The following is a 20849-nucleotide window of genomic DNA, read 5'->3' on the forward strand; positions in this document are numbered from 1 at the left end:
GGGTGCGATGGGCCAGAGGCCGGCTCAGACGCAAATGTCGCGCCGCCCCCAACCCAGGAACCCGCGATCAGATGCTTGCCGTGCGGGGTGTATGTCATGGCGGGCTCCTCTCCCATAATGTGATCGGGTGTTTGATGGCAGATTGATATATCAGTTACAAGACCGCTTGCCGAAACGGCCTTTCTGCTGGTGCCCCGGCTGTGCTAGGTCTTGCCCAAACAACAGGCGGATGCCTCAGATGAAGATTGCCGTAGCAGGGCTTGGTTACGTCGGCATGTCGATTGCCGTGCTTTTGTCCCAAGCCAACAAGGTTGTGGCGCTGGACGTGAATGCGGCAAGGGTCGCACAGGTCAACGAACGCCGCTCTCCCATCGAAGATGCCGAAATCTCGGACTGGCTGGCCAGCAAGACGCTGGACCTGACCGCCACCACCGACCCCGCCGAGGCGTTGGAGGGGGCAAGCTTCGTCATCGTGGCGACGCCCACGAATTACGACGCCCGTTCGCACCACTTCGACACCTCTAGCGTCGAACAGGTCATCGCTCTGGCGCGCACCTACGCCCCCGAGGCGACGATCGTCGTCAAATCTACCGTCCCCGTCGGCTTCGTCACCGAGATGCGCGGGCTGACCGGCTATGACGGCATCCTGTTTTCGCCCGAGTTCCTGCGCGAAGGCCGGGCGCTTTACGACAACCTGCACCCCTCGCGCATCGTGGTCGGCGACCACGGCCCTGCTGCGCATCAACTGGCCGATCTGCTGGTCGAAGGCGCGATCCGCAAGGACATGCCCGTCTTGTTCACCGGCGCGGTCGAGGCCGAGGCGATCAAGCTGTTCTCCAACACCTATCTTGCGCTGCGCGTGGCCTATTTCAACGAGCTGGACAGCTATTCCATGTCGCGCGAACTGAACACGCGCGAGATCATCGAAGGCGTCAGTCTGGACCCGCGCATCGGCGATCACTACAACAATCCCAGCTTTGGTTATGGCGGCTATTGCCTGCCCAAGGACACCAAGCAGCTTTTGGCGAACTATGATCAGGTACCGCAGAACCTGATTGCGGCGGTCGTGGAATCGAACCGCACCCGCAAGGATTTCATCGCCGACCAGATCATCGCGCGTCAGCCCCGGCTGGTGGGTGTGCATCGGCTGGTGATGAAGGCAGGATCCGACAATTTCCGCGACAGCTCGATCCAAGGCATCATGAAGCGGATCAAGGCCAAGGGCATCCAGTGCATCGTCTATGAGCCGGTGCTTCAGGATGACCATTTCTTTCACAGCCCCGTCATCCGCGACCTTGCCGAATTCAAGGAAAAGGCCGATCTGATCATCGCGAACCGCCTGACCAGCGAACTGATGGATGTGCGCGACAAGGTCTATACCCGCGACCTGTTCGGGATCGACTGATGCGTGTGCTGATTACCGGATCGGCGGGTTTCATCGGCTATCATCTGGCCGAACTGCTGCTGGACGAAGGCGCGCAGGTGATCGGTCTTGATGCCCATGAAGCCTATTACGACACCGCGCTGAAAGCCGCGCGCGAAGACCGCCTGACGTGTCGCCCCGGCTTCACCCCGATCCACGCCCGGATCGAGGAGCCGGGGCTTCTGGCCGACATCTTCGCCACGCATCGTCCCGACATGGTGGTGCATCTGGCGGCGCAGGCGGGCGTGCGCCATTCCATCGACAATCCGCGCGCCTATCTGCAATCGAACATCATCGGCACGTTCGAACTGCTTGAGGCAGCGCGGGCGCATCCGCCGCGGCATATGCTGCTGGCCTCAACCAGTTCGGCATATGGCGCGAATACGCAGATGCCTTATCGCGAAACCGACAAGGCCGATGCGCAGATGTCGTTCTATGCGGCATCCAAGAAATCGACCGAGGCCTTTGCCCACAGCTATGCCCATCTGTTCGGCTTGCCGGTCACGATGTTTCGGTTCTTTACCGTCTATGGGCCGTGGGGTCGCCCGGATATGGCGCCCTGGCTGTTCACCAGCGCGATCATGGCTGGCAAGCCGATCAAGGTCTTCAACCACGGCGACATGCGGCGCGATTTTACCTTTGTCACCGATCTGGTCCGCGCGATCCGCCTGCTGATGGATGCGGTTCCCGGCAATGCGCCCGTCGGTCCCGAAGACAGCCTGTCGCCGGTCGCGCCCTTCCGCGTCGTGAATATCGGCAATGGCAGCCCGGTTGAGCTTCTGGACTTCATCGCCGCAATCGAGGATGCGACCGGGCGCAAGGCCATTCGCGATCTGTTGCCCATGCAGCCCGGCGACGTGCCTGCGACCTGGGCCGATACGACGCTTTTGCGCCGCCTGACCGGCTATGCGCCGCAGACGCCCATCGGCAAGGGCGTCGCGGCCTATGTCGAATGGTTCCGCAGCTATTACCGCTGACCCCCTTGCGCCCGTCCTGCGGGATGCTTAGGCTCATGTCACGATTTCTACACTTGGGGGGCCTTGAACGAGGCTGAGAGGTGCTTGGCACCGACCCATCGAACCTGATCCGGGTCATGCCGGCGTAGGGAAGGGTAGAGCCGCACCGGAGCCCAAAGGGGCCAGCACGCGCGCGCATCCCCCCTTTTTGCCACATGGTCCGGCGCGTGAAAGGCGGGCCATGACTGCGACTGCATATCCCATCGCCCTGACGATCGCCGGGTCGGACAGCGGCGGCGGCGCGGGGATTCAGGCTGATCTGAAGGCGTTTTCGGCGCTGGGTGTCTATGGCGCGTCTGTGATCACAGCCCTGACCGCGCAGAACACGCGCGCCGTGACTGCGGTTCAGGCTGTCAGCCCCGACATGGTTCTGGCCCAGCTGGACGCGGTTTTCGACGATCTGGACGTGGCTGCCATCAAGATCGGGATGCTGGGTGGCGCGGATGTGATCACAGCCGTCGCGGCGCGCCTGCGTGGCATCGATATTCCCATCGTGCTGGATCCGGTGATGATCGCGAAATCTGGCGATGCGCTGTTGCCTGACGACGCGGTGGGCGCGCTGCGCGACCAGCTGCTGCCCTTGGCCACCGTCCTGACCCCGAACCTGCCCGAAGCCGCGCGTCTGCTGGACACCTCCGCCGCAAGCGATGACCAGATGGCCGCGCAAGGTCAGGCGCTGCGCGCACTTGGCCCCTTGCATGTGCTGATGAAGGGCGGTCACGCGGCGGGCGGCACCTGCACCGACCTGCTGATCGGCCCGGAAACCCTGACCCTGACCGCGCCGCGCCATGCCACGAACAACACCCATGGCACGGGGTGTTCGTTGTCCTCGGCCATTGCGGCAGGGTTGGCGCGGGGGCTGGCGGTTGCGGACGCCGTGACGCAGGCACATGACTGGTTGCAAGGCGCAATCGCGGGCGCAGACAGATTGCGCGTCGGCCAGGGCCACGGCCCGGTGCATCACTTCCACAGGCAATGGCCATGAGCGACGTCACCATCCTTGGCGCGGGCGTCCTTGGCCTTGCCATCGCGACCGAGTTGCGGGACCGGGGCATCACCCCGCGCATCATCGACCCGAACGGCGCCCCCGGACCCCATGGCTGTTCGTGGTGGGCGGGCGGCATGTTGGCCCCCCATTGCGAAAGCGAAAGCGCCGAGCCTGCGGTGGTGCGCCTTGGCGCAGATGCCGCCGAATGGTGGCAGGCGCATGGCGCGCAGGTCACGCATCGCGGCACGCTGGTTCTGGCCATGTCGCGCGACCGGGCCGAACTGGACCGTTTCGCCCGCATGACCGACGCGCATCGCACCGTCAGCGCAGATGACATCGCGGCCTTGGAACCCGAACTGGGCACGCGCATCTCGCGCGGGTTGTTCTATGAAACCGAAGGCCACCTGAACCCGCGTCAGGCGCTTGCCGCGCTGCGCGACGGCTTGCACATCGAAACCCAAGGTCAGCCCAGCGGCCTGATCGTCGATGCGCGCGGCCTGTCTGCCCGCGACGCCCTGCCCGATCTGCGCGGCGTCCGCGGTGAGATGATGGTGATCCGCTGCCCCGAGGTCCAACTTACCCGCACCATCCGCCTGCTGCATCCGCGCATCCCGCTATATATCGTGCCGCGCGGCGACGGCATCTACATGCTGGGTGCCACCATGCTGGAGACGGGCGCGAAATCCCGCGTCACCGCCCGCGCGGCGGTCGAATTGCTGTCAGCCGCCTATGCCCTGCATTCCGCCTTTGCCGAGGCCGAAATCCTTGAGCTTGGCGCCGATGCCCGCCCCGCATTCCCCGACAACCTGCCGCGTCTGCGCAGGCGCGGGAACACGCTTTATGCAAACGGCCTTTATCGCCACGGCTATCTTCTGGCCCCCGCCGTGGCCCGCATGGCTGCCGATCACATCACCCTTGGGACCAGACCGGAGTTCATGGATGAAGATCACCCTTAACGGAGAGACGCGCGAGTTGACCGGCCCGACCGTGCAGGACGCCTTGGCCGAAATCGGGCTGGCCGGGGCCAAGGTCGCCACCGCCCTGAACGGTGCGTTTCTGCCTGCGGGCCTGCGCGGCGAAATCCTGAAAGACGGCGACGCGCTGGAAGTGGTCGCGCCCATGCAAGGGGGCTAAGATGCCGGTATTCTATGGAACCGAAGTCGCAAACCCGCTGATGCTGGGCACAGCGCTTTACCCCTCGCCCGCGATCATGGCGGATGCGTTTCGCGCATCTGGCGCGGGCATCGCCACGGTCAGCCTGCGGCGCGAAGGCGGCGGGGGCCAGGATTTCCATGCGCTGATCCGGGGGCTTTCGATCCCCGTTCTGCCCAACACCGCCGGTTGCCATTCCGTGCGCGAGGCAGTGACCACCGCCCAGATGGCCCGCGAATTGTTCGACACGCCATGGATCAAGCTTGAGGTGATCCGCGACGACGACACGCTTTGCCCCGACGTGATCGCGCTGGTCGAAGCCGCGCGCATCCTGTCCGATGACGGCTTTCAGGTCTTTCCCTATTGCACCGAGGATCTGTCGGTCTGCGGCCGTCTGCTGGATGCGGGCTGTCAGGTGCTGATGCCTTGGGGCGCGCCCATCGGCTCGGGTCGTGGGCTGAACAACCCTTACGGTCTGCGCAGCCTGCGGGCGCATTTCCCTGATGTGCCGCTGGTCGTGGATGCGGGCATCGGCCTGCCCAGCCACGCGGCGCAGGCGATGGAACTGGGCTATGACGCGGTGCTTTTGAACACCGCAGTCGCCAAGGCGGGCGATTCGGTCGCGATGGCCCGCGCGATGGCGCTGGCGATACAGGCGGGGCAATTGGCCCATGCTGCAAATCCCATCGAGGCGCGGGATATGGCCGCGCCCTCGACCCCTCTTTTCGGCATGGCGGTGCTTTCGTGAAACTCCCCCGGTTCTACCCGATTTTCGACAGTTCGGACTGGCTGCGCCTTGCGCTGCCTTTGGGCGTCAAGCTGGTGCAGATCCGCATCAAGGATCAGGCGCCGGCCAGGCTGCTGGGCGAACTGGCGCTGTGCCATGAACTTTGCCGCGAACACGGTGCCACGCTGGTCGTCAACGACCATTGGCGCGAAGCGATAGATCTGGGCTGTGATTTCCTGCATCTGGGGCAGGAAGATCTGGACGTGGCCGATCTGCCTGCGATCCGCCGTGCCGGATTGCGGCTGGGCATTTCGACCCATGACCATGCCGAACTGGACCGGGCGCTGGCCTTGCGGCCCGATTATATCGCGCTGGGTCCGGTCTGGCCCACGATCCTGAAAAAGATGAAATGGGAAAAACAGGGGCTGGACCGGGTTCGCGAATGGCGCAAGCTGGTCGGACAGACACCGCTGATAGCCATCGGCGGCGTGACCCCGGAACGCGCGCTTGAGGCGTTTGCGGCGGGGGCGGATGTAGCATCCGCCGTGACCGACATCACCCTGAACCCCGATCCCAAGGGACGTATCCGCGAATGGCTGACGGCAACGCGATGAACCGCTATCTTCGCCAGATGGTCCTGCCCGAAGTCGGCGCAGGCGGACAGGACCGGATCGAGGCCGCCCATGTGCTGATCGTGGGCGCGGGCGGGCTTGGCGTGCCGGCGTTGCAATATCTGGCCGGGGCGGGCATCGGGCGGATCACCCTGATCGACGCCGATACGGTCGAGGAAACGAACCTGCACCGCCAGCCGCTTTACCGCATGAAGGATGTCGGCCTGCCGAAAGCCCGCGCCGCAGCGCAGGCGGTGGCACGGCTGAACCCCTTGGTCAGGGTTCATGCGCTGATTGACCGGCTGACACCCGCAAACGCGCCCGCGCTGGTGACGGCTGCGGACATCGTGCTGGATTGCGCCGACAGCTATGCCGCCAGCTACACGCTGTCGGATGCCTGTCTGGCTTTGGGTCGGCCGCTGATCTCGGCCTCGGCTCTGGGTTTGTCAGGCTATGTCGGGGGCTTCTGTGGGGGCGCACCCAGCCTGCGCGCGGTTTTTCCCGATGCCCCCGACAGCGGCCAGACCTGCGCCACGGCGGGCGTGCTTGGCCCCGTGGTGGGGATGCTGGGCGCGATGCAGGCGCAGATGGCGCTGGGGGTGATGCTTGGGCTGGCCCCTTCGCCGCTGGGTCAGATGACGCGGCTGGACAATGGCCGCATCACGCAATTCCGTTTCGACAACGCGCCGGAAACACCCGGCCCCCGCTTTGTCGCGCTGGAGGATCTGCGCGAAACCGATCTGGTCATCGACCTGCGCCCCAAGGACGAGGCGCCGAGAAAAGCCACCCCCGACGCCCTGCGCATTCCCGGCTATGGCGCGACCGGCCCCCTGCCCGACCCGGATCAGCGCGTCGTGCTGGCCTGCCGTTCCGGGCTGCGGTCATGGCGTGCCGCCGATCAGCTTGCCCGCCGTTGGCCGGGCGAAATCACCCTTTTGGCCCTAGGAGATTCCGAATGAAGCAATTCACCCTTGCCGCCCTGCTGGCCACCCTTGCGAACCCCGCACTGGCGCAGGACAAGGTCACGCTGATGCTGGACTGGTTCGTGAACCCCGACCACGCCCCGATCATCGTGGCGCAGGAAAAGGGCTTCTTCACCGATGAGGGCCTTGAGGTCGAGGTCGTGGCCCCCGCCGACCCTGCAGACCCGCCGAAACTGGTCGCCGCCGGTCGCGCCGATTACGCCATCAGCTATCAGCCGCAACTGCATCTGCAGGTCCATGAAGGGCTGCCGCTGAAACGCATCGGAACGCTGATCGCCACCCCCCTGAACTGCCTGATGGTGCGCGATAACGGGCCGCAGACCATCGCCGAGCTGAAGGGCAAGAAGATTGGCTATTCCGTCTCGGGCGTCGAGGAGGCGCTGGTGGGTGCCATCCTGAAGACCGCCGACCTGACCTTGGACGACGTGGAAATGATCAACGTCAACTGGTCGCTGTCACCCGCCCTGATCGCAGGTCAGGTGGACGCGACCATCGGCGCCTATCGCAATTTCGAACTGACCCAGATGCGTCTGGAAGGCGCGACCGGCCGTTGCTTCTTTGTCGAGGAACAGGGCGTGCCGACTTATGACGAGCTGATCTTTGTCGCCAATCCCGCCAATCTGGATGTGGACCGAACCCGCCGCTTCCTGCACGCGGTCGAGCGCGGCGCACAATACATGGTCAACCACCCCGACGAGGCGTGGGAGCTGTTTTCCGCCACCGCGCCCGACCTCAAGGATGAGCTGAATGCCCAGGCGTGGAAGGACACCCTGCCCCGCTTTTCGCAAAGCCCCGCCGCGCTGGATCATGGCCGCTATGCCCGGTTCGAGGCGTTCCTCAAGGACGCGGGACTGGTTCCCGACATCTTGCCCGTCAGCGATCTGGCGATCGATGTAGGTGTCGAATGAAATACGGACGCACGTTCACTCTGTGGCGCGAAAACGCGCGGCCCGATTGGGACAGCTATACCCGCCACAGCTTTGTCGAGCGGCTCAAGGACGGTTCGCTGCCGCAATCTGCGTTCCTGAACTATCTGGCGCAGGACTACCTGTTCCTTAAGCACTTCGCACGGGCATGGGCGCTGGCGGTGGTCAAGGCCGACGATCTGGACGAGATGCGGGCCTGTTCCGCCACGGTCGCGACCCTGCTGGATCACGAGATGTCGCTGCATGTCCAGACCTGCGCCAAGGCCGGCATCAGCGCCGACGCGCTGGAAAACGCGCAAGAGGCCACGACGACCATCGCCTATACCCGCTTCGTGATGGATGCGGGCTTTTCGGGCAGCTTTCTGGAACTGCTGGCCGCGCTGATGCCCTGCGTGCTGGGATACGGCGAAATCGGGCTGCGACTGGCGCGCGAAGCGTCCCACAAAACGCCCTATCGCGCGTGGATCGATACCTATTCGGGCGCCGAATATCAGACGGCCTGCGCGCAGGCGGGTGCGCTTTTGGACCGGGCCATCGCCAAGCGGCTGGGTGACGATCCCGAAGCGACGCCGCTTTGGCACATGCTCTCGGACCGCTTTGGCACTGCCACCCGGCTTGAAGCGGACTTCTGGGAACTGGGCCGGCCATGACGGTATCGCTGCGCGGTCAGGCATGGGTGGGCGATGCAGTGCTGTTCGCGCCGGTCGATCTGGTGTTGGAAACGGGTGGCTGGACCTGCCTGCTTGGCCCGTCGGGCGTGGGCAAGTCCACCATCCTGCGCCTGATCGCGGGGCTGGAGACCGGCGTGCGGTTTCAGGGGCAGGTCAGCCACGACCTGCCCGTCGCGCTGATGGCGCAGGATGCGGGGCTGATCCCGTGGCTGGATGTGCCGGGCAATGTCACGCTGGGCGCAAGGCTGCGGGGCGATGCCGTGGATCTGGACCGGGCACGGGATCTGATCGCCCTTGTCGGATTGGCGGATCGGGCGGACAGCCTGCCTGCGAACCTGTCCGGCGGCCAGCGCCAGCGTGTGGCACTGGCACGCACCCTGTTCGAAGACCGCCCGCTGGTTCTGCTGGACGAACCCTTCTCGGCGCTGGATGCGCGGACACGGGCGCAGATGCAGGATCTGGCGGCGCGGTTGCTGGCGGGACGCACCGTCCTTCTGGTCACGCATGACCCGCCCGAGGCAGCGCGGCTGGGCGACCGCATCCTGCTTTTACGCGAAACCGGGCTGACGGAATGGAACGCCCCCGCCGCCCGCATTCCGGGGACCGCCCGCCCCTATGACGCGCCCGAGGTGCTGGCGCTGCAAGCCGAATTGATGCGGGGGATGATGGCATGAAGACGGTGCTGGCGCTGATTCTGACCGTTCTGGTGCTGTGGCAGGGGATGATCTGGGCGTTGGGGCTGCCGCCCTTTCTGCTGCCTTCGCCCCAGTCGGTCGCGCAGGCGCTTTGGCTGAACCGGGCCGAGATCGCGCGACATGCAGGCTATACCCTGACCGAGGTGGTGCTGGGCTTTGTCATCGGTTCCGCCCTTGGCGCGGCGCTGGCGGTGGCGATGGGGTTTTCCGCGCGGCTGACCAGCCTTCTGCGCCCTTTGCTGACATTTTCGCAAACGATCCCAGTCTTTGCCCTGGCCCCGATCCTGACCTTGTGGCTGGGCTTCGACATGGCGCCAAAGATCGCGATGACCGTGCTGATCGTGTTTTTCCCGGTCTGCTCGGCCTTTCTGGACGGGCTGGGCCGCACGCCGCAGGCCGCGCTGGATCTGGCGCAAGTCATGGGCGCGTCCCGCGGGCGGATCATGCGCCACCTGCGCATCCCGGCGGCGCTGCCGCAACTGGCGACGGGGCTGCGGCTGGCGGCGGTCTATGCCCCCATCGGTGCCGTCATCGGCGAATGGGTCGGCGGCGCGCGTGGGCTTGGCGCGCTGATGATCCATGCCAATGGCCGGATGAAGACCGATCTGGTCTTTGCGGCCCTGCTGGTTCTGTCGGTGCTGACGGTGATCTTTGCGCGGTCTGTCGCGCTGGCCGTGGCGCGCATCTGGCGGCGCTACGGCGTATGATCTGTGGCGCCCCGGCCGAAACCGGGGCACCCAAGGCATCAGAAGAACTTTGCCAGTCGCGTATGCACTTCATTCAAGGCCAACGCGGCGAATGCCAGCGTGCAAAGCCCCATCATGATGTTGACGAACAGCCCGTTGCGCCATTCGCGCGGCACGCGGTCAGTGTTCAGGATCCACATCAACGTGACCGACATGAAGGGCATGAACAGCGATCCCAGCACGCCGTAAGCCAGGATCAGATAGACGGGCTGGCCCAGGAACAGCATGATCATCGGCGGGAAGGTCAGCCACAGGACATAGGCCTTGTAGAACTTGCCGCCCGCCAGACGGTCCGGGTCATCATGCGCCTTTTTCAGCGTATGGCCGGCAAAGTCGGCAAACATCATGCTGACGCCGTTCCACACCCCGATCAGCGATGACATCGAGGCCGCCCAGAACCCGATCAGGAACAGCTTGGACATCCATGTGCCGTAACGCTCGCCCAGGACACGCGCCAAATCGACCATGCCCTGATCGCCCGAACCGATGGCGATGCCCGCCGAATACAAAAGCTCGGCCCCGACGATCAGCGTGGCGATGACAAAGATGCCGGTGACGCCGTAGGCCACGCTGTTGTCCAGCCGCATGACGCGCATGAAACGCGGCGTTTCCCAGCCTTTTTCGCGCAGCCAATAACCATAGGCAGCCAGCGTGATCGTGCCGCCAACACCACCCGCGACGCTAAGGACGTTGATCATCGCGCCTTCGGGGATCATCGGCACGAGGCCCGCCACGACCTCGCCCAGATTGGGCAGGGTGAAAGCTGCGGCGATGATCACGGTGATGAACATCAGGATGACAAAGGCGGTCAACACCTTCTCGAACAGGTCGTAACGCCCGCTCCAGACCAGCGCGAGGCCCAGAAGCCCCGAGATGATCCCCCACACCGCCACGCTGAGAAACGGGAACAGCGAATAAAGCGCAAGCCCTGTCCCGGCCATCGCCGCCGCGCCGTAAACGAAGCCCCAGATCACGATATAGGGGCCGAAATACCAATGCGTCCAACGGCCAAGGCTGCTCCAGCCTTCGAAGATGGTGCGCCCGGTGGCAAGGCTATAGCGGCCCGCGCCTTCGACCAGAATGACTTTCATGATGCAGCCTGCGACGACCGCCCAAAGCAGCGCATAGCCGTATTTGCTGCCCGCCACCGTCGTTGCGATCAGGTCCGCCGCGCCAACGCCCGTCGCCGCCACGACAAGTCCCGGCCCGACAAGGCTCCATTTCGGTTCAGCAGTCTGCTGGTTGGTCTGATTGCTCATCCCGCCCCTCCTCATGTTTCCAGAAATCCTGGCCCGGCTTGGACCGAAGCAAGCGAGCCTCGGCAAGTGGCAGGGCCACTGGCAAAAAGGCTAACGGAAACAGAGGTAAGATTGAACCCCAACCGGTCCGCGCCTTCGCGTCACAGATGCCGGGCGGCCTGTGCCAGATCGTCGGGGGTGTTCAGGTTCAGGAAAGGATCGATCGGGCGGCTGTCGAAAACCGCGCGTCCGGGGTTATAGGCTGCGGCGAACTGGCCGATGCGGTGCTGCCCGGATTCCAGCGCGTCGCGCAATTCATCCCGCAGGGCCACGGGCCACAGGCCGCAGGTCGGATGGTCGCGCAACCGCCCCGTGTCGTCCGGGCTGGCTGCGATGGCGATGCCGGTGCGGCCCTTCGCCTCCAGCAGACGATGCACCAGATCTTCGGGCAGGAAAGGCGTATCGACGCTGGTGCTGACGACGGCATCGGCGCCTTGGGCCGCGGCCCATTCCATCCCTGCAAGCACGCCCGCCAAAGGACCGGCGAAGCCCGAAAAGCTGTCGGCGATCACCGGAAGCTCGTAATCCTCGAACTGTTCGGGTTCGCCATTCGCGTTGATCGCCAGCGCCGCGCATTGCGGCGCAAGGCGGGCGATGACGCGGGCCAGCAAGGTCTCTCCGCCCAGCATCCGCAGGCCCTTGTTGCCGCCGCCCATCCGGGTCGACAGCCCTCCGGCAAGGATGACGGCGGGGGGGCGCTTCATTTCAGACCGGCCTGTATCGCGCGCGAAAGCGCAAAGATGCGCTGTTCAAGGATGACGGGCGTTTCGCAGACATAAGTCAATGCCTGCTGGCGGTCCTGAAAGATGCGCATGTCCCAGTCAAGTTCCTTTTCCGCCTCGTCGATGGCATCGAAATCGGGCTTTTCTGCCTTTTCCAGTTCGGCCATCGACTTGCGATGTTCCTCGATCCGGGCAGCAAGGTCCACCTGCTTGTGGCCATAACGCGCGATGCCCGCGATCAATGCGGTGCGATTGGGATCGATCCGGTCGAAAATGGCGACCATCAGGGCAGTCAGGTGCTGGTTGTCGGTGGTTTTGGCATATTCGGCGATCTCGGCCGTCGCATCTTCGATCGACAGGCGGCGCTGTTCCAGCCGGTCGGCCATGGCGGCGATGTCGGGCGTCTCGGCCAGTGCGTTGATGGCATCGTCCGGCTGCGGGCCCGACCACATCTGGCCCAAGGACAGGTGCGGCTGCTTGCGCTGGACACAGGGCCAGTCGGGATCGGTGCTGCTGGCCGCATGGGCCGCGCCCGCGGTCAGACAGAATGCCAGGATCAGGTATTTCATGTTCCCCCCTTTCGCCGGGCCCACAGGCCCTTTGCCGGATCATACATGATGACGGCCCCTGCGAAGAACAGGATCAGGCAACCCGACACCACCAAGAAGGACAGAAGATCGAAACGCTGGTAAAGGGCGAACCGGATCAACTCAACCGCATGGCTGAAGGGGTTCACCGCGCAGATGTCATGCAGCAGGGTCGAGCTTTCGCGCATCCGCCACAGCGGGTACAGCGCGGTCGAGGCGAAGAACATCGGAAAGATCACGAAGTTCATCACGCCCGCGAAGTTTTCCAATTGCTTGATCGCCGAGGAGATGAACAGCCCCATCGCCCCCAGCATCAGCCCCGACAAAACCAGCGCGGGCAGCAGCGTCAGATAGCCCGCGACCGGCGGCCGCACGTCCCAGAACCACGCGATGGCAAGGAAGGTATAGACCTGAATGATCGACACGATCACCCCCGCGACCAGCTTGCTGGCCAGCAGGAACCAACGCGGGAACGGGCTGACCAACAGCGTCCGCATCGCCCCGGTTTCGCGGTCATAGACCATCGACAGCGACGATTGCATCCCATTGAACAGCTGGATCATCGCGCAAAGGCCGGGGGTCACATAGACTTCGTACAGGACATAAGTCTGGTAAGGCGGCGTGATCGACAGGCCCAGCACGGCGCGGAACCCGGCAGCAAAGATGAACAACCAGACCAAAGGCCGCACCAGCGCCGCCAAGAAACGCCCGCGCTGATTGACGAAGCGGAGCGTTTCGCGGCGGGAAATGCCCAGAAATGCGGTTAGCCACATGCGGGGGGTCATGCCTGTTCCCCCGTCAATTGCAGGAACTTTGCCGTGAGGTCGCAACCAAGATCACCGGCGCGGCCATCGGCCAAAACCTGTCCCTTGTGCAAAATGACCAGCCCGTCATCGGGGCGGATTTCGTCAAGGATATGCGTGGCCCACAGCGCCGAGACGCCGGTTGTGGTCAGGCTGCGGGTCAGGGCCACCACCTCGGCACGGGATTTCACGTCCAGCCCCACGGTTGCTTCGTCCAGCAGCAGGATCTGGGGGCGGTGGATCAGGGCGCGGGCGATTTCCGCGCGGCGTTGCTGCCCGCCCGAGAGCGCGGACACCTTGGCGTCCAGCCGGTCCGACAGGCCGACCTGCGCCAGCACCTCAAGGCTGCGGGCCCGCGCCTCGCGCCGTCCGATGCCGTGCAGGGCCGCGTGATAGGCAAGGTTCTGCGCCACGGTCAGGTCGGCATCCAGCGCGCGGGACTGAAACACCACGCCCAGCCGCGCCAAGGCCGCGCCGGGTTGGCGGCGCAGATCATGCCCGGCCACCTCGATCCGGCCCGAGGCATTGTCGTAAAGCCGCGTGATCAGCGAAAACAGCGTCGTCTTGCCCGCGCCGTTGACGCCCAGCAGCGCGGTAAAGCCGCCGCGCGGCACGTTCAGCGTCACATCCTTCAGCGCCTGAAACCGGCCAAAGCTGTGACTGACATTCTGGATCGAAAGCGCGTCGGTCATTGTGCAAGGGCGCGGGGATCGGACCCGCTCCCGCCTTTCCTTAATCCAGCGTCATACTGGTGATGATGAAATCGGCGTTCAGCTTGATGTCATACTGCCCGATCTCGCAAACCGCGTCATCGACCTCGTAAAGATCGTCACGTTCATTTTCGACGCTGGCCTCGGGATCGGGCTTGCAGCTGATCCGTGCCAAGGCCTCAACCACCTTCGCACGGGTTTCAGCATGGTGAACCCCGCTATTGGATATTGAACACGGCCTGCTGGGTCTCGCCATGCGAGCCGGGGATGGACAGCGTGTAGCGTCCCGGCACCATGGCAACGAAACTGATCGTCGCCGTGCCCGCATCATCGAATTCAAGGCTATGGACACCCAGAGGCCGGATCTCGATGTCGTTGATGACGATCTCGTTGATCCAGACCGCGCGGAAGAAATCGCCGCCGGAAAGCGCCAGTTCCTGCGTGCCATCCGCATTGATGTCGATGCGGTAATAGCCACCCGCTTTCAGCTTGTATTCGCCCGTGGCGACTGGCTTGCCCGATCCCAGCGTCAAGGGCGCAAGCTGCGTGCGGTTGTCGCGTGCCAGCATCCCTGAAAAGCCGTAATCGAATTTGCCCGCTGCCTCCAGCACGCCTTCGTCGGCTGCCGGTGCTTCGGCTTCGTCGTCATCATCGTCTTCGCCCTCGGCCTCGGCGGCAGGCATTTCGCTGGCGGCGGTATCGGGCTTGGGCGCGGGGGCTTCCTGCGCCATGGCGGGCGCGGACAGCCCGGCCATCAGCAGGATGATGGTCAGAAGTCTGGTCATGTCTCTCTCCTCCCTCAAGAAAATCAGTTGGGTGCGACGATCACGCCCCAAGGTTGCTGGCCCACGGGCACGGATTTGACGACGGTATTGGCCGCCACGTCGATCACCGAGACATCGTTGGAATTGCCATTCGTCGTGAACAGGTATTTTTCGTCCGGCGTGAAGGCCATCTGCCAGACGCGCTGGCCGACCAGCAGATAATCCTCGACCTCATCGGTTTCACCGTTGATGACGGCGACGCGGTTTGCGGGGCCAAGCGCCACGAAGACCTTGCTGCCGTCCTTGGTCACGCGCACGCCGACAGGCTGGATCGCCTCGGGCAGGACGCCGGGAATCTCGAAGGTGATCTTCTTGGTGATTTCCTGCGTGACGGGGTCAATGACGCTGACCGTGCCGCCGATCTCGGCGCTGACGTAAAGTTTGGTCCCGGCGTCGTTATATTGCGCAAAGCGCGGGCGGCTATCGACCAGCACGTTCGCCACGATCTCGAACGTGTCGGTGTCGATGAAATGCGCCATGTTCGTGGTTTCGGAGGTGTTGATGACGATCTTGCCATCCGGGCTGACACCCATGCCTTCTGGCTCGACCCCCACCGGAATCTCGGCCAGCACCTTATGCGTCTTGGTATCGACCACGGTGACAAGGTTGTCGTCTTCGTTGGCGATATAAAGCGGGTTGCCCGAGGGGTGCAGCACGAACAGTTCCGGGTCCGGGCCGGATGGCAGCGTGTGCGTCTCCTCCATCGTTTCGGGGTTGAAGACGCGGACCAGATCGTCATCCGAGGCGCAGACGTAAAGTTCCTTGCCGTCCGGGCTGATGGTGATGCCGCGCGGACGCGCGCCGACCGGATACGTCCCGATCACCTCAAGCGTTTCGCTGTCCAGCACGGTAACGTCATTGCCCTTTTCATTGCTGACGAACACGCGGTTCGCATAAGCGGGCATGGCAATCCCAAGGCACAGGGCCAAGGTCGGAATGGCGGTGGTTGCTTTCATCGTCTTCGGCCTCAGAATTTGCATTGGGTTTCGGGACGGTCGATGCCCAGCGTATCCAGCGCCGAGCTTTGGTGCAGATATTGGTCCTGCGGGCTGACCGATGCGGTCACGCTGTCGGTCGCCAGCAGGATCGGCTGGCGCAACTGGTGGTCCCAGTCGCGCATGGTCAGTTTCTGACCCTTGAAGCCCGCCACCTCGAACTTGTCGGACAGCATGAATTCCTTCAGCGCGGGGGCGTCGGTGCTTTGGGTCCGCGTCGCCGCTTCGCCGATCATGCGCAGCGCCAGCCAGACTTGATAATCTTCGTCCCGCATCGTGCGGCCCGCCAGCTTTTCGAAGCGGTTCTGGAATTGCAGCGCGCCCCATGCCTCAAGGTTGGGGGACCATGCGCGCGGCACCAGCCCCGCCGATCCCGCAACTGGGCGCGGATCCCATGTCTGATAGGGCAGCCAGTCGCCAAAGACGCTGTTTTCATCCGCCGCGATCACCACGTCGTGGCGCGCCGCGTCCTGCGTGAATACCGGCATCTGTTGCTGGACCTGCACATAGCCGGAATCGCTGCGGCGGCTGCCTCCCGTATCCTCATATGTGCGTTCCTCGACGATCTTGGCACCGAACTTGGTCGCGGCACGGCGATAGGCGTCGGCCAGCGCGATGTCGTCGGGATGGCTGCCCGCGATCAGGAACCATTCGTCCCATTTCTTCCACATCAGGAATTGCGCCAGCCCGTCGGCCAGCATCGCATAGCTGGGCGCGGTGTGGATGGTGTTCACGCGGCAATCGGCGCCGCGCAGATTGTCGCCCCGCGCACGCGCGTTGAAGATCAGCGCGCGGTCGCCCACCTGATCGGCCAGCGCCACGGTCTGCGCGTCATCGGCCAGCGTGACGATAAAGGGGATACCTTCGGCCAGCAGCTTGTCCAGTTCGGCCGCGGCGGTTTCGGGCGTGGCGGTGATCTCCAGCGCCTGGAAATCCTGGTTCATGAAGCGGCCGGTGGTGTCGTTGTCGTTGATCGCCAGTTTTGCGCCCGCAAATCCCAGATCGCCGGGCGGCGTGTCCAGCCGGGAAATCGGCAGAAGCGTCGGCGCATCGACACGCAGCACGGCAGCACGCACCGTCTGCATGGGTTTTGGCGCAGCCTGCTGCGCGATAACCGGGGTGCTGACGCTCAACCCCGCCAAAAGTATGATGATTCTGCCTTTCATGCCCTTCCTCCCCATATCATCATGGCGGGTGAATGCCCCGGCGTGAACCCGCCAAACTCCCCGGTTCGATCCGGGGAAAATCACCCGATACGTTTGTCTTATGGACGGGCGGGGATCGGGCGGGCATCGTCGCCCCATAGGCGCGTCGCCAGTCGTCGCGCCGTGGGAGGAGACGACAAGATGATGCGAATGCTGGCCCTGACAGCGGGGGCCGTGATGGCGCTTGCGCCCATGGCACAGGCCCACGGCCCGGTGCGGCTGAAACTTGAGCTTGACCAGAAACTGAACGCCACACCCGATGAGGTCTGGACCGCCATCGGCAAGTTTCAGGATATGAGCTGGCACCCGGCGGTTGAAAAGACCGAACTGACTGGCGACGGTTCTGTCGATCAGCCCGACAAATCCGAACGTGTGCTGACCCTGAAAGCCGAAGATGCGCCGACCATTACCGAGGTGCTGTCGAAATGGCAGCCCGAAAAGCGCTGCTATGCCTACCGCATTGAAAAGGTGGACATCGCGGTGCTGCCGGTCACCAATTACGCCTCGACGCTATGCGTCAAGGATGAGGGCGGAAAGGCCATGGTAAGCTGGAAGGCGGGCTTTTATCGCGGTTTCCCGAACAACAACCCACCCCCCGATCAGAATGACGAGGCCGCGACCAAGGCCGTTACCGGCATGTATCAGGCGGGTCTGGATGCGCTGGCCGAAAGGTTCGGCAAGGCCGAATGATCCGGCTTTTCGCCGCATTGCTGCTGGCCGGATCGGCGCAGGCCGCCGATCTGGCCTTTGTCACCTCGCAAAACGCCGAGGCGCTGAGCGTGGTGGACCTGTCCTCGGGGAAGGTGCTGGCATCGGTTGCGGTGCCGGGTGCCCCCGCCCCGGTCGCCTATGATCCCGAACATCGCCGCGCCTATGTCATCGCCGCCAAGACCGGGCGGCTGTCGGTCTTTGACGAGGCGGGCGGGGAGTTGCGCGGGCTGGACCTGCCTGAAGGTGCGTTCGGCGTGGCGGTCGCACCCGAGGGCGGGGTCTTCATCACCGAATGGTATCAGGGGCGGCTGATCCGGCTGGACGGCGATCTGCGCCAGATTTGGTCGGTGCCCACGGGCCGCGCACCTGCCGGCGTCGCGACGGATGGCAGGCTGGTCGCCGTGGCGGATCGCGATGACGACCGGGTGTCGATCTATGACGCGGCAACCGGCGCAAGGACGGCTCAGGTCGTGGTCGGCAAGCATCCCTATGCGGTGGCATTCCATGACGGGCGGTTGTGGACGGCAGATGTGCAAAGCAACACAGTCAGCGTCGTCGATCCGGTCGCGGGGCGTCTGCTGGGTCAGGTGCCCACCGGCAGCCACCCTTATGGCGTGGCGTTTGCGGGCGGGCGCGGCTTTGTCACCGACCAATATGCAGGCACGGTGACGGTCTTCGATCCCGGCACTCTGGCTGTGACAGATACGCTTGAGACAGGTGATTATCCCGAAGGCATCGCCGCCCTGCCCGATGGATCGGGCGTCGTCGTGGCGCATTGGGACAGCAACACGCTGGTCTGGATCGACGCGGCATCCCTGCAAATCACGCGCGAGGTCGAGATGCCGGACGGTCCCCGCGCCTTTGGCAGCTTTACGGGTCGTCAACGCTAGCTGGGACCAATGTGCCCCCGGCCTGCGTCCAGCCATCCGCGCCCAGCGGGAACCAGATGATGCCGCTGTAACCCAGCCCCACGGCACGCTTGGCGGCATTCCAGCTCATCCAGCAGTCGGATTTGCAGAACATTACGACTGGCGCGGCCTTGTCGCCCTTGGTCGCGGTGACAAGGCCCTGTTCAAGCCGCCGTTCCTCGGCCGTGGCCAGCCGGTCATAGCCGGTATCGTAAAGCCAGACCGCACCGGGGATGGTCATATGCGGCGGCTCGTTCCAGATCGTGCCTTCTGGCAGACCTTCGGGGCGTTTCTTGCGCGGCATGGTGTCGATAAAGGGCACGCCCTGCGCCAGCAGCGTCTTGGCCTGCACCGGGGTGATGACCCGCGCCCCGGTCAGCGTCGCAGGCACTTCGGAACGGTAAGGCTCGCCGTGATAGCCGTCAGGCTCGGCGACCTGCGCCTGCGCCATGCCCGCGAACAGAAGCAGCAGCAGGGCGGCAAGGCGCGTCATGGCTTCAGCGCCTTGCCGTAATCGTCCAGGATCGGCACGCCCGCGTCCCGCAGCAGCGCGTCTATTTCGTCCTGATTGCGGCGGATCAGGCTGTTCAGCTCGCGCTTCCATTCATCCTCGCCCAGACGGACGCCCATGGTGATGCGATAAAACATCTTGGGCCCGGTGGTTTCCTTCAGCAGCGGGGTGAATTGCAGATCCGGGTCGGCTTTGACCAAGGGACCGGCTAGCGGCCCCCACAGCACGGCGGCGGCCAGTTCGCCCGATTTGACCTGCGCCAGCATATCGCCCACCGGGTCTTCGACCCGTCGATCGACGAACAGATCCCAGCCACGCATATTCTTGGCCAGCCCCGCCTGCGCCAGATTGGTGGCGGGTGGCGTGCCTGCGACGACACCGATGGGATGATCCTTCAGCGCCGGATCCTCCAACAGATCGACCGAAGCCAGCGGACTGTCCTTGCGCGTCACGATGCCGTAAGCCGAGGTGTAGTAATGGTTCGTGTTCAGGACCATCTCATCGCCCTGGGCATAGCCCATGACCACATCGCACAGCCCCGCGCGCAGGGTCTTGCGGATGAAGCCCGGCCCCTGCGGGAACCAGGTATAGGCAACGGGAACACCCAGCTTTTCACCGACCAGCGTTGCGAGCTTGTTTTCGAACCCCGCGCCGTCTTCGGATGACATTGGGACAGCCGCCGGATCGGCGCAGACCCGCAGCGCCTCGTGCGAACGCAGATCGGCGACCTGCGCTTGGGCCGAGACCCCAAGGCAGGCCGCCAGAAGCGCGGCGGATAGCAGCGCGCGCATCACCCGTTCATGCAGGAATCTTCCTGCGCGGTGAAATCATCGGATTTGCTTTCCTTTTTCGCCGGACGCCCGCGCGGAATGGCATCCGTGCCGCGCGCCAACAGGTAAACATAGATGTCATCGACATAGCACCAGACGTTCTTGTTGGTGCCGAATGCGGGCATGACAAGGTTCGCGGCCTTGTTCACCTCTTGTTTGCCCGAGGCGACGATTTCCTGATAGGCGTAGTAATCCATCTTCAGCACCGAATTCTTCAGCGCAGGCGCATAGGTCGAACCTTCGCCGTCAGGGCCGTGGCAGACATGGCATTCCGCCGAATAACGCCGATAACCCGAGAATGTGGCGTAATCCAGCGTGCCATCCGCCTCGATCTTGAAGGTGGGGATGCCTTCGGCGTTATACCAGCGGCCGTTTTCCTGACTGACAGGCGTGATGTCCTGACCATTGGGCAGAACCGTCTTGCCGCCTTCGGTCTTGACCTCCAGATCTTCCTCGGCCGCGCCAGCGGCGGTTTCAGCGCCTGCTGCGGGGGCTGCGGGCTGCGCCTCGCCTGACGTGGCGGCGGCGGCACCTGCGCCGCCTTCGGGCGCGGTCGGGGCGGCGGCACCCGCTGCGGGGGCATCCCCCGACGTGGCGGCAGCAGCGCCCGCCCCGGCTGCAGCGGGGGGTGGCTGTGTCGTGCTATCTTGGGCAACGGCCGTCTGGGCCAAGGCTGTCATCGCGCAGGCGACGGTGATCGCCAGCCGTCTGGCAGTCGTCGAGATGGTCATCAGTAATTCCTCCCTAGCACCATCTTCCTCAAAGACAGGGCCGTTCCAAGTTACCCCTGGAACGGCCCGTTACTAC

Annotated in this window: 26 protein-coding genes and 1 riboswitch; of the genes, 14 read left to right on the forward strand and 12 right to left on the reverse strand. The window is 64.3% G+C overall.

All coding sequences use genetic code 11. The features are described 5' to 3' along the window. Positions 1–238: 238 nt before the first annotated feature. The 12 genes from FN835_RS17720 (at position 239) to FN835_RS17775 (ending at position 9899) form a co-directional block, all read left to right on the forward strand. Positions 239–1405, forward strand: coding sequence for a nucleotide sugar dehydrogenase (locus FN835_RS17720; protein ID WP_142664573.1), 1167 nt, complete (start codon positions 239–241; stop codon positions 1403–1405). Further along, positions 1402–2400, forward strand: a complete 999-nt coding sequence (locus FN835_RS17725; RefSeq protein ID WP_142664574.1) for an NAD-dependent epimerase/dehydratase family protein — start codon at positions 1402–1404, stop codon at positions 2398–2400. Before FN835_RS17720 ends, FN835_RS17725 begins: the two co-directional genes overlap by 4 nt. Before the next feature lie 44 nt (positions 2401–2444). Continuing rightward, a riboswitch (TPP riboswitch) is annotated at positions 2445–2548 on the forward strand. A 72-nt stretch (positions 2549–2620) separates the two neighbouring features. Continuing rightward, entirely contained in the window at positions 2621–3424 is an 804-nt protein-coding gene (gene thiD, locus FN835_RS17730) for a bifunctional hydroxymethylpyrimidine kinase/phosphomethylpyrimidine kinase (protein ID WP_142664575.1), read from the forward strand. Beyond that, positions 3421–4383, forward strand: a complete 963-nt coding sequence (locus FN835_RS17735) for an FAD-dependent oxidoreductase (protein ID WP_142664576.1) — start codon at positions 3421–3423, stop codon at positions 4381–4383. Before thiD ends, FN835_RS17735 begins: the two co-directional genes overlap by 4 nt. Continuing rightward, positions 4367–4561, forward strand: a complete 195-nt coding sequence (gene thiS, locus FN835_RS17740) for a sulfur carrier protein ThiS (protein ID WP_142664577.1) — start codon at positions 4367–4369, stop codon at positions 4559–4561. Before FN835_RS17735 ends, thiS begins: the two co-directional genes overlap by 17 nt. Position 4562: 1 nt before the next feature. Beyond that, entirely contained in the window at positions 4563–5327 is a 765-nt protein-coding gene (locus FN835_RS17745; protein WP_142664578.1) for a thiazole synthase, read from the forward strand. Continuing rightward, positions 5324–5920: a thiamine phosphate synthase gene (locus FN835_RS17750; RefSeq protein ID WP_142664579.1), complete on the forward strand. Its 597-nt coding sequence runs from the start codon at positions 5324–5326 to the stop codon at positions 5918–5920. Before FN835_RS17745 ends, FN835_RS17750 begins: the two co-directional genes overlap by 4 nt. After that, on the forward strand, positions 5899–6876 hold the full coding sequence (locus FN835_RS17755) for a HesA/MoeB/ThiF family protein (protein WP_142664580.1): 978 nt from the start codon (positions 5899–5901) through the stop codon (positions 6874–6876). The genes FN835_RS17750 and FN835_RS17755 overlap by 22 nt, the downstream gene beginning before the upstream one ends. Next, positions 6873–7808, forward strand: coding sequence for an ABC transporter substrate-binding protein (locus tag FN835_RS17760; protein WP_142664581.1), 936 nt, complete (start codon positions 6873–6875; stop codon positions 7806–7808). Before FN835_RS17755 ends, FN835_RS17760 begins: the two co-directional genes overlap by 4 nt. Then, a complete protein-coding gene (tenA, locus tag FN835_RS17765; RefSeq protein ID WP_142664582.1) occupies positions 7805–8476 on the forward strand; it encodes a thiaminase II in 672 nt (223 codons plus the stop codon). The genes FN835_RS17760 and tenA overlap by 4 nt, the downstream gene beginning before the upstream one ends. Further along, positions 8473–9171, forward strand: coding sequence for an ABC transporter ATP-binding protein (locus FN835_RS17770; protein ID WP_185958740.1), 699 nt, complete (start codon positions 8473–8475; stop codon positions 9169–9171). Before tenA ends, FN835_RS17770 begins: the two co-directional genes overlap by 4 nt. After that, complete coding sequence (locus FN835_RS17775; RefSeq protein WP_142664584.1) at positions 9168–9899, forward strand: ABC transporter permease; 732 nt, start codon at positions 9168–9170, stop codon at positions 9897–9899. The genes FN835_RS17770 and FN835_RS17775 overlap by 4 nt, the downstream gene beginning before the upstream one ends. 38 nt (positions 9900–9937) lie before the next feature. Here the strand turns inward: FN835_RS17775 and FN835_RS17780 are convergent, their stop codons facing one another. The 9 genes from FN835_RS17780 to FN835_RS17815 all read right to left on the reverse strand — a co-directional run bounded on the left by FN835_RS17780 (position 9938) and on the right by FN835_RS17815 (position 17043). Further along, positions 9938–11197, reverse strand: a complete 1260-nt coding sequence (locus tag FN835_RS17780; protein WP_142664585.1) for an Nramp family divalent metal transporter — start codon at positions 11195–11197, stop codon at positions 9938–9940. A 140-nt stretch (positions 11198–11337) separates the two neighbouring features. Further along, positions 11338–11940, reverse strand: coding sequence for a molybdenum cofactor guanylyltransferase MobA (gene mobA, locus FN835_RS17785; protein WP_142664586.1), 603 nt, complete (start codon positions 11938–11940; stop codon positions 11338–11340). Then, positions 11937–12527, reverse strand: coding sequence for a hypothetical protein (locus FN835_RS17790; RefSeq protein WP_142664587.1), 591 nt, complete (start codon positions 12525–12527; stop codon positions 11937–11939). Before FN835_RS17790 ends, mobA begins: the two co-directional genes overlap by 4 nt. Further along, the gene (locus FN835_RS17795; protein WP_142664588.1) at positions 12524–13330 is read right to left on the reverse strand and encodes an ABC transporter permease; all 807 of its coding nucleotides are present in this window, start codon (positions 13328–13330) and stop codon (positions 12524–12526) included. Before FN835_RS17795 ends, FN835_RS17790 begins: the two co-directional genes overlap by 4 nt. Continuing rightward, positions 13327–14040 (reverse strand): ABC transporter ATP-binding protein, encoded by a 714-nt coding sequence (locus FN835_RS17800; protein ID WP_142664589.1) that lies wholly within the window; start codon positions 14038–14040, stop codon positions 13327–13329. The genes FN835_RS17795 and FN835_RS17800 overlap by 4 nt, the downstream gene beginning before the upstream one ends. A gap of 40 nt (positions 14041–14080) precedes the next feature. After that, positions 14081–14233 carry a hypothetical protein gene (locus FN835_RS21330; protein WP_185958741.1) on the reverse strand — a complete coding sequence of 51 codons (153 nt, stop codon included), beginning with the start codon at positions 14231–14233 and terminating at the stop codon, positions 14081–14083. 43 nt (positions 14234–14276) lie between these two features. After that, positions 14277–14843 carry a cupredoxin domain-containing protein gene (locus FN835_RS17805; RefSeq protein WP_142664590.1) on the reverse strand — a complete coding sequence of 189 codons (567 nt, stop codon included), beginning with the start codon at positions 14841–14843 and terminating at the stop codon, positions 14277–14279. Positions 14844–14866: 23 nt separating this feature from the next. Then, positions 14867–15838 (reverse strand): YVTN family beta-propeller repeat protein, encoded by a 972-nt coding sequence (locus tag FN835_RS17810; protein WP_142664591.1) that lies wholly within the window; start codon positions 15836–15838, stop codon positions 14867–14869. An 11-nt stretch (positions 15839–15849) separates the two neighbouring features. Next, positions 15850–17043, reverse strand: coding sequence for an ABC transporter substrate-binding protein (locus FN835_RS17815; protein ID WP_142664592.1), 1194 nt, complete (start codon positions 17041–17043; stop codon positions 15850–15852). A gap of 180 nt (positions 17044–17223) precedes the next feature. On the opposite strand from FN835_RS17815, the gene FN835_RS17820 reads away from it, so the two are divergent. Together FN835_RS17820 and FN835_RS17825 are read left to right on the forward strand one after the other, a co-directional pair. Next, complete coding sequence (locus FN835_RS17820) at positions 17224–17772, forward strand: SRPBCC family protein (protein WP_142664593.1); 549 nt, start codon at positions 17224–17226, stop codon at positions 17770–17772. After that, positions 17769–18683, forward strand: coding sequence for a YncE family protein (locus FN835_RS17825; RefSeq protein ID WP_142664594.1), 915 nt, complete (start codon positions 17769–17771; stop codon positions 18681–18683). The genes FN835_RS17820 and FN835_RS17825 overlap by 4 nt, the downstream gene beginning before the upstream one ends. On the opposite strand, the gene FN835_RS17830 is transcribed toward FN835_RS17825, so the two are convergent. From FN835_RS17830 to FN835_RS21855, 3 genes are read right to left on the reverse strand one after another with little or no spacing between them, the layout of a single operon-like run. Further along, a complete protein-coding gene (locus FN835_RS17830) occupies positions 18664–19194 on the reverse strand; it encodes a PQQ-dependent catabolism-associated CXXCW motif protein (RefSeq protein WP_142664595.1) in 531 nt (176 codons plus the stop codon). The two genes, FN835_RS17825 and FN835_RS17830, sit on opposite strands and share 20 nt — an antisense overlap. Continuing rightward, a complete protein-coding gene (locus tag FN835_RS17835) occupies positions 19191–20003 on the reverse strand; it encodes a substrate-binding domain-containing protein (protein ID WP_142664596.1) in 813 nt (270 codons plus the stop codon). Before FN835_RS17835 ends, FN835_RS17830 begins: the two co-directional genes overlap by 4 nt. Continuing rightward, entirely contained in the window at positions 20003–20773 is a 771-nt protein-coding gene (locus FN835_RS21855; RefSeq protein ID WP_142664597.1) for a c-type cytochrome, methanol metabolism-related, read from the reverse strand. Before FN835_RS21855 ends, FN835_RS17835 begins: the two co-directional genes overlap by 1 nt. Positions 20774–20849 lie beyond the last annotated feature (76 nt).

Source organism: Paracoccus laeviglucosivorans (genome assembly GCF_900182695.1).
Classification (GTDB): domain Bacteria; phylum Pseudomonadota; class Alphaproteobacteria; order Rhodobacterales; family Rhodobacteraceae; genus Paracoccus; species Paracoccus laeviglucosivorans.

Coding starts and splice junctions, on each gene's coding strand:
- tenA (WP_142664582.1), top strand. CDS start 7,805: ATGAAATACGGACGCACGTTCACTCTGTGGCGCGAAAACGCGCGGCCC.
- FN835_RS17775 (WP_142664584.1), top strand. CDS start 9,168: ATGAAGACGGTGCTGGCGCTGATTCTGACCGTTCTGGTGCTGTGGCAG.
- FN835_RS17800 (WP_142664589.1), bottom strand. CDS start 14,040: ATGACCGACGCGCTTTCGATCCAGAATGTCAGTCACAGCTTTGGCCGG.
- FN835_RS17755 (WP_142664580.1), top strand. CDS start 5,899: ATGGCTGACGGCAACGCGATGAACCGCTATCTTCGCCAGATGGTCCTG.
- FN835_RS17780 (WP_142664585.1), bottom strand. CDS start 11,197: ATGAGCAATCAGACCAACCAGCAGACTGCTGAACCGAAATGGAGCCTT.
- FN835_RS17805 (WP_142664590.1), bottom strand. CDS start 14,843: ATGACCAGACTTCTGACCATCATCCTGCTGATGGCCGGGCTGTCCGCG.
- FN835_RS17835 (WP_142664596.1), bottom strand. CDS start 20,003: ATGCGCGCGCTGCTATCCGCCGCGCTTCTGGCGGCCTGCCTTGGGGTC.
- FN835_RS17815 (WP_142664592.1), bottom strand. CDS start 17,043: ATGAAAGGCAGAATCATCATACTTTTGGCGGGGTTGAGCGTCAGCACC.
- thiS (WP_142664577.1), top strand. CDS start 4,367: ATGAAGATCACCCTTAACGGAGAGACGCGCGAGTTGACCGGCCCGACC.
- FN835_RS17770 (WP_185958740.1), top strand. CDS start 8,473: ATGACGGTATCGCTGCGCGGTCAGGCATGGGTGGGCGATGCAGTGCTG.
- FN835_RS21855 (WP_142664597.1), bottom strand. CDS start 20,773: ATGACCATCTCGACGACTGCCAGACGGCTGGCGATCACCGTCGCCTGC.
- FN835_RS17825 (WP_142664594.1), top strand. CDS start 17,769: ATGATCCGGCTTTTCGCCGCATTGCTGCTGGCCGGATCGGCGCAGGCC.
- FN835_RS17790 (WP_142664587.1), bottom strand. CDS start 12,527: ATGAAATACCTGATCCTGGCATTCTGTCTGACCGCGGGCGCGGCCCAT.
- FN835_RS17720 (WP_142664573.1), top strand. CDS start 239: ATGAAGATTGCCGTAGCAGGGCTTGGTTACGTCGGCATGTCGATTGCC.
- FN835_RS17830 (WP_142664595.1), bottom strand. CDS start 19,194: ATGACGCGCCTTGCCGCCCTGCTGCTGCTTCTGTTCGCGGGCATGGCG.
- mobA (WP_142664586.1), bottom strand. CDS start 11,940: ATGAAGCGCCCCCCCGCCGTCATCCTTGCCGGAGGGCTGTCGACCCGG.
- FN835_RS17820 (WP_142664593.1), top strand. CDS start 17,224: ATGATGCGAATGCTGGCCCTGACAGCGGGGGCCGTGATGGCGCTTGCG.
- FN835_RS17745 (WP_142664578.1), top strand. CDS start 4,563: ATGCCGGTATTCTATGGAACCGAAGTCGCAAACCCGCTGATGCTGGGC.
- thiD (WP_142664575.1), top strand. CDS start 2,621: ATGACTGCGACTGCATATCCCATCGCCCTGACGATCGCCGGGTCGGAC.
- FN835_RS17795 (WP_142664588.1), bottom strand. CDS start 13,330: ATGACCCCCCGCATGTGGCTAACCGCATTTCTGGGCATTTCCCGCCGC.
- FN835_RS17735 (WP_142664576.1), top strand. CDS start 3,421: ATGAGCGACGTCACCATCCTTGGCGCGGGCGTCCTTGGCCTTGCCATC.
- FN835_RS17810 (WP_142664591.1), bottom strand. CDS start 15,838: ATGAAAGCAACCACCGCCATTCCGACCTTGGCCCTGTGCCTTGGGATT.
- FN835_RS17760 (WP_142664581.1), top strand. CDS start 6,873: ATGAAGCAATTCACCCTTGCCGCCCTGCTGGCCACCCTTGCGAACCCC.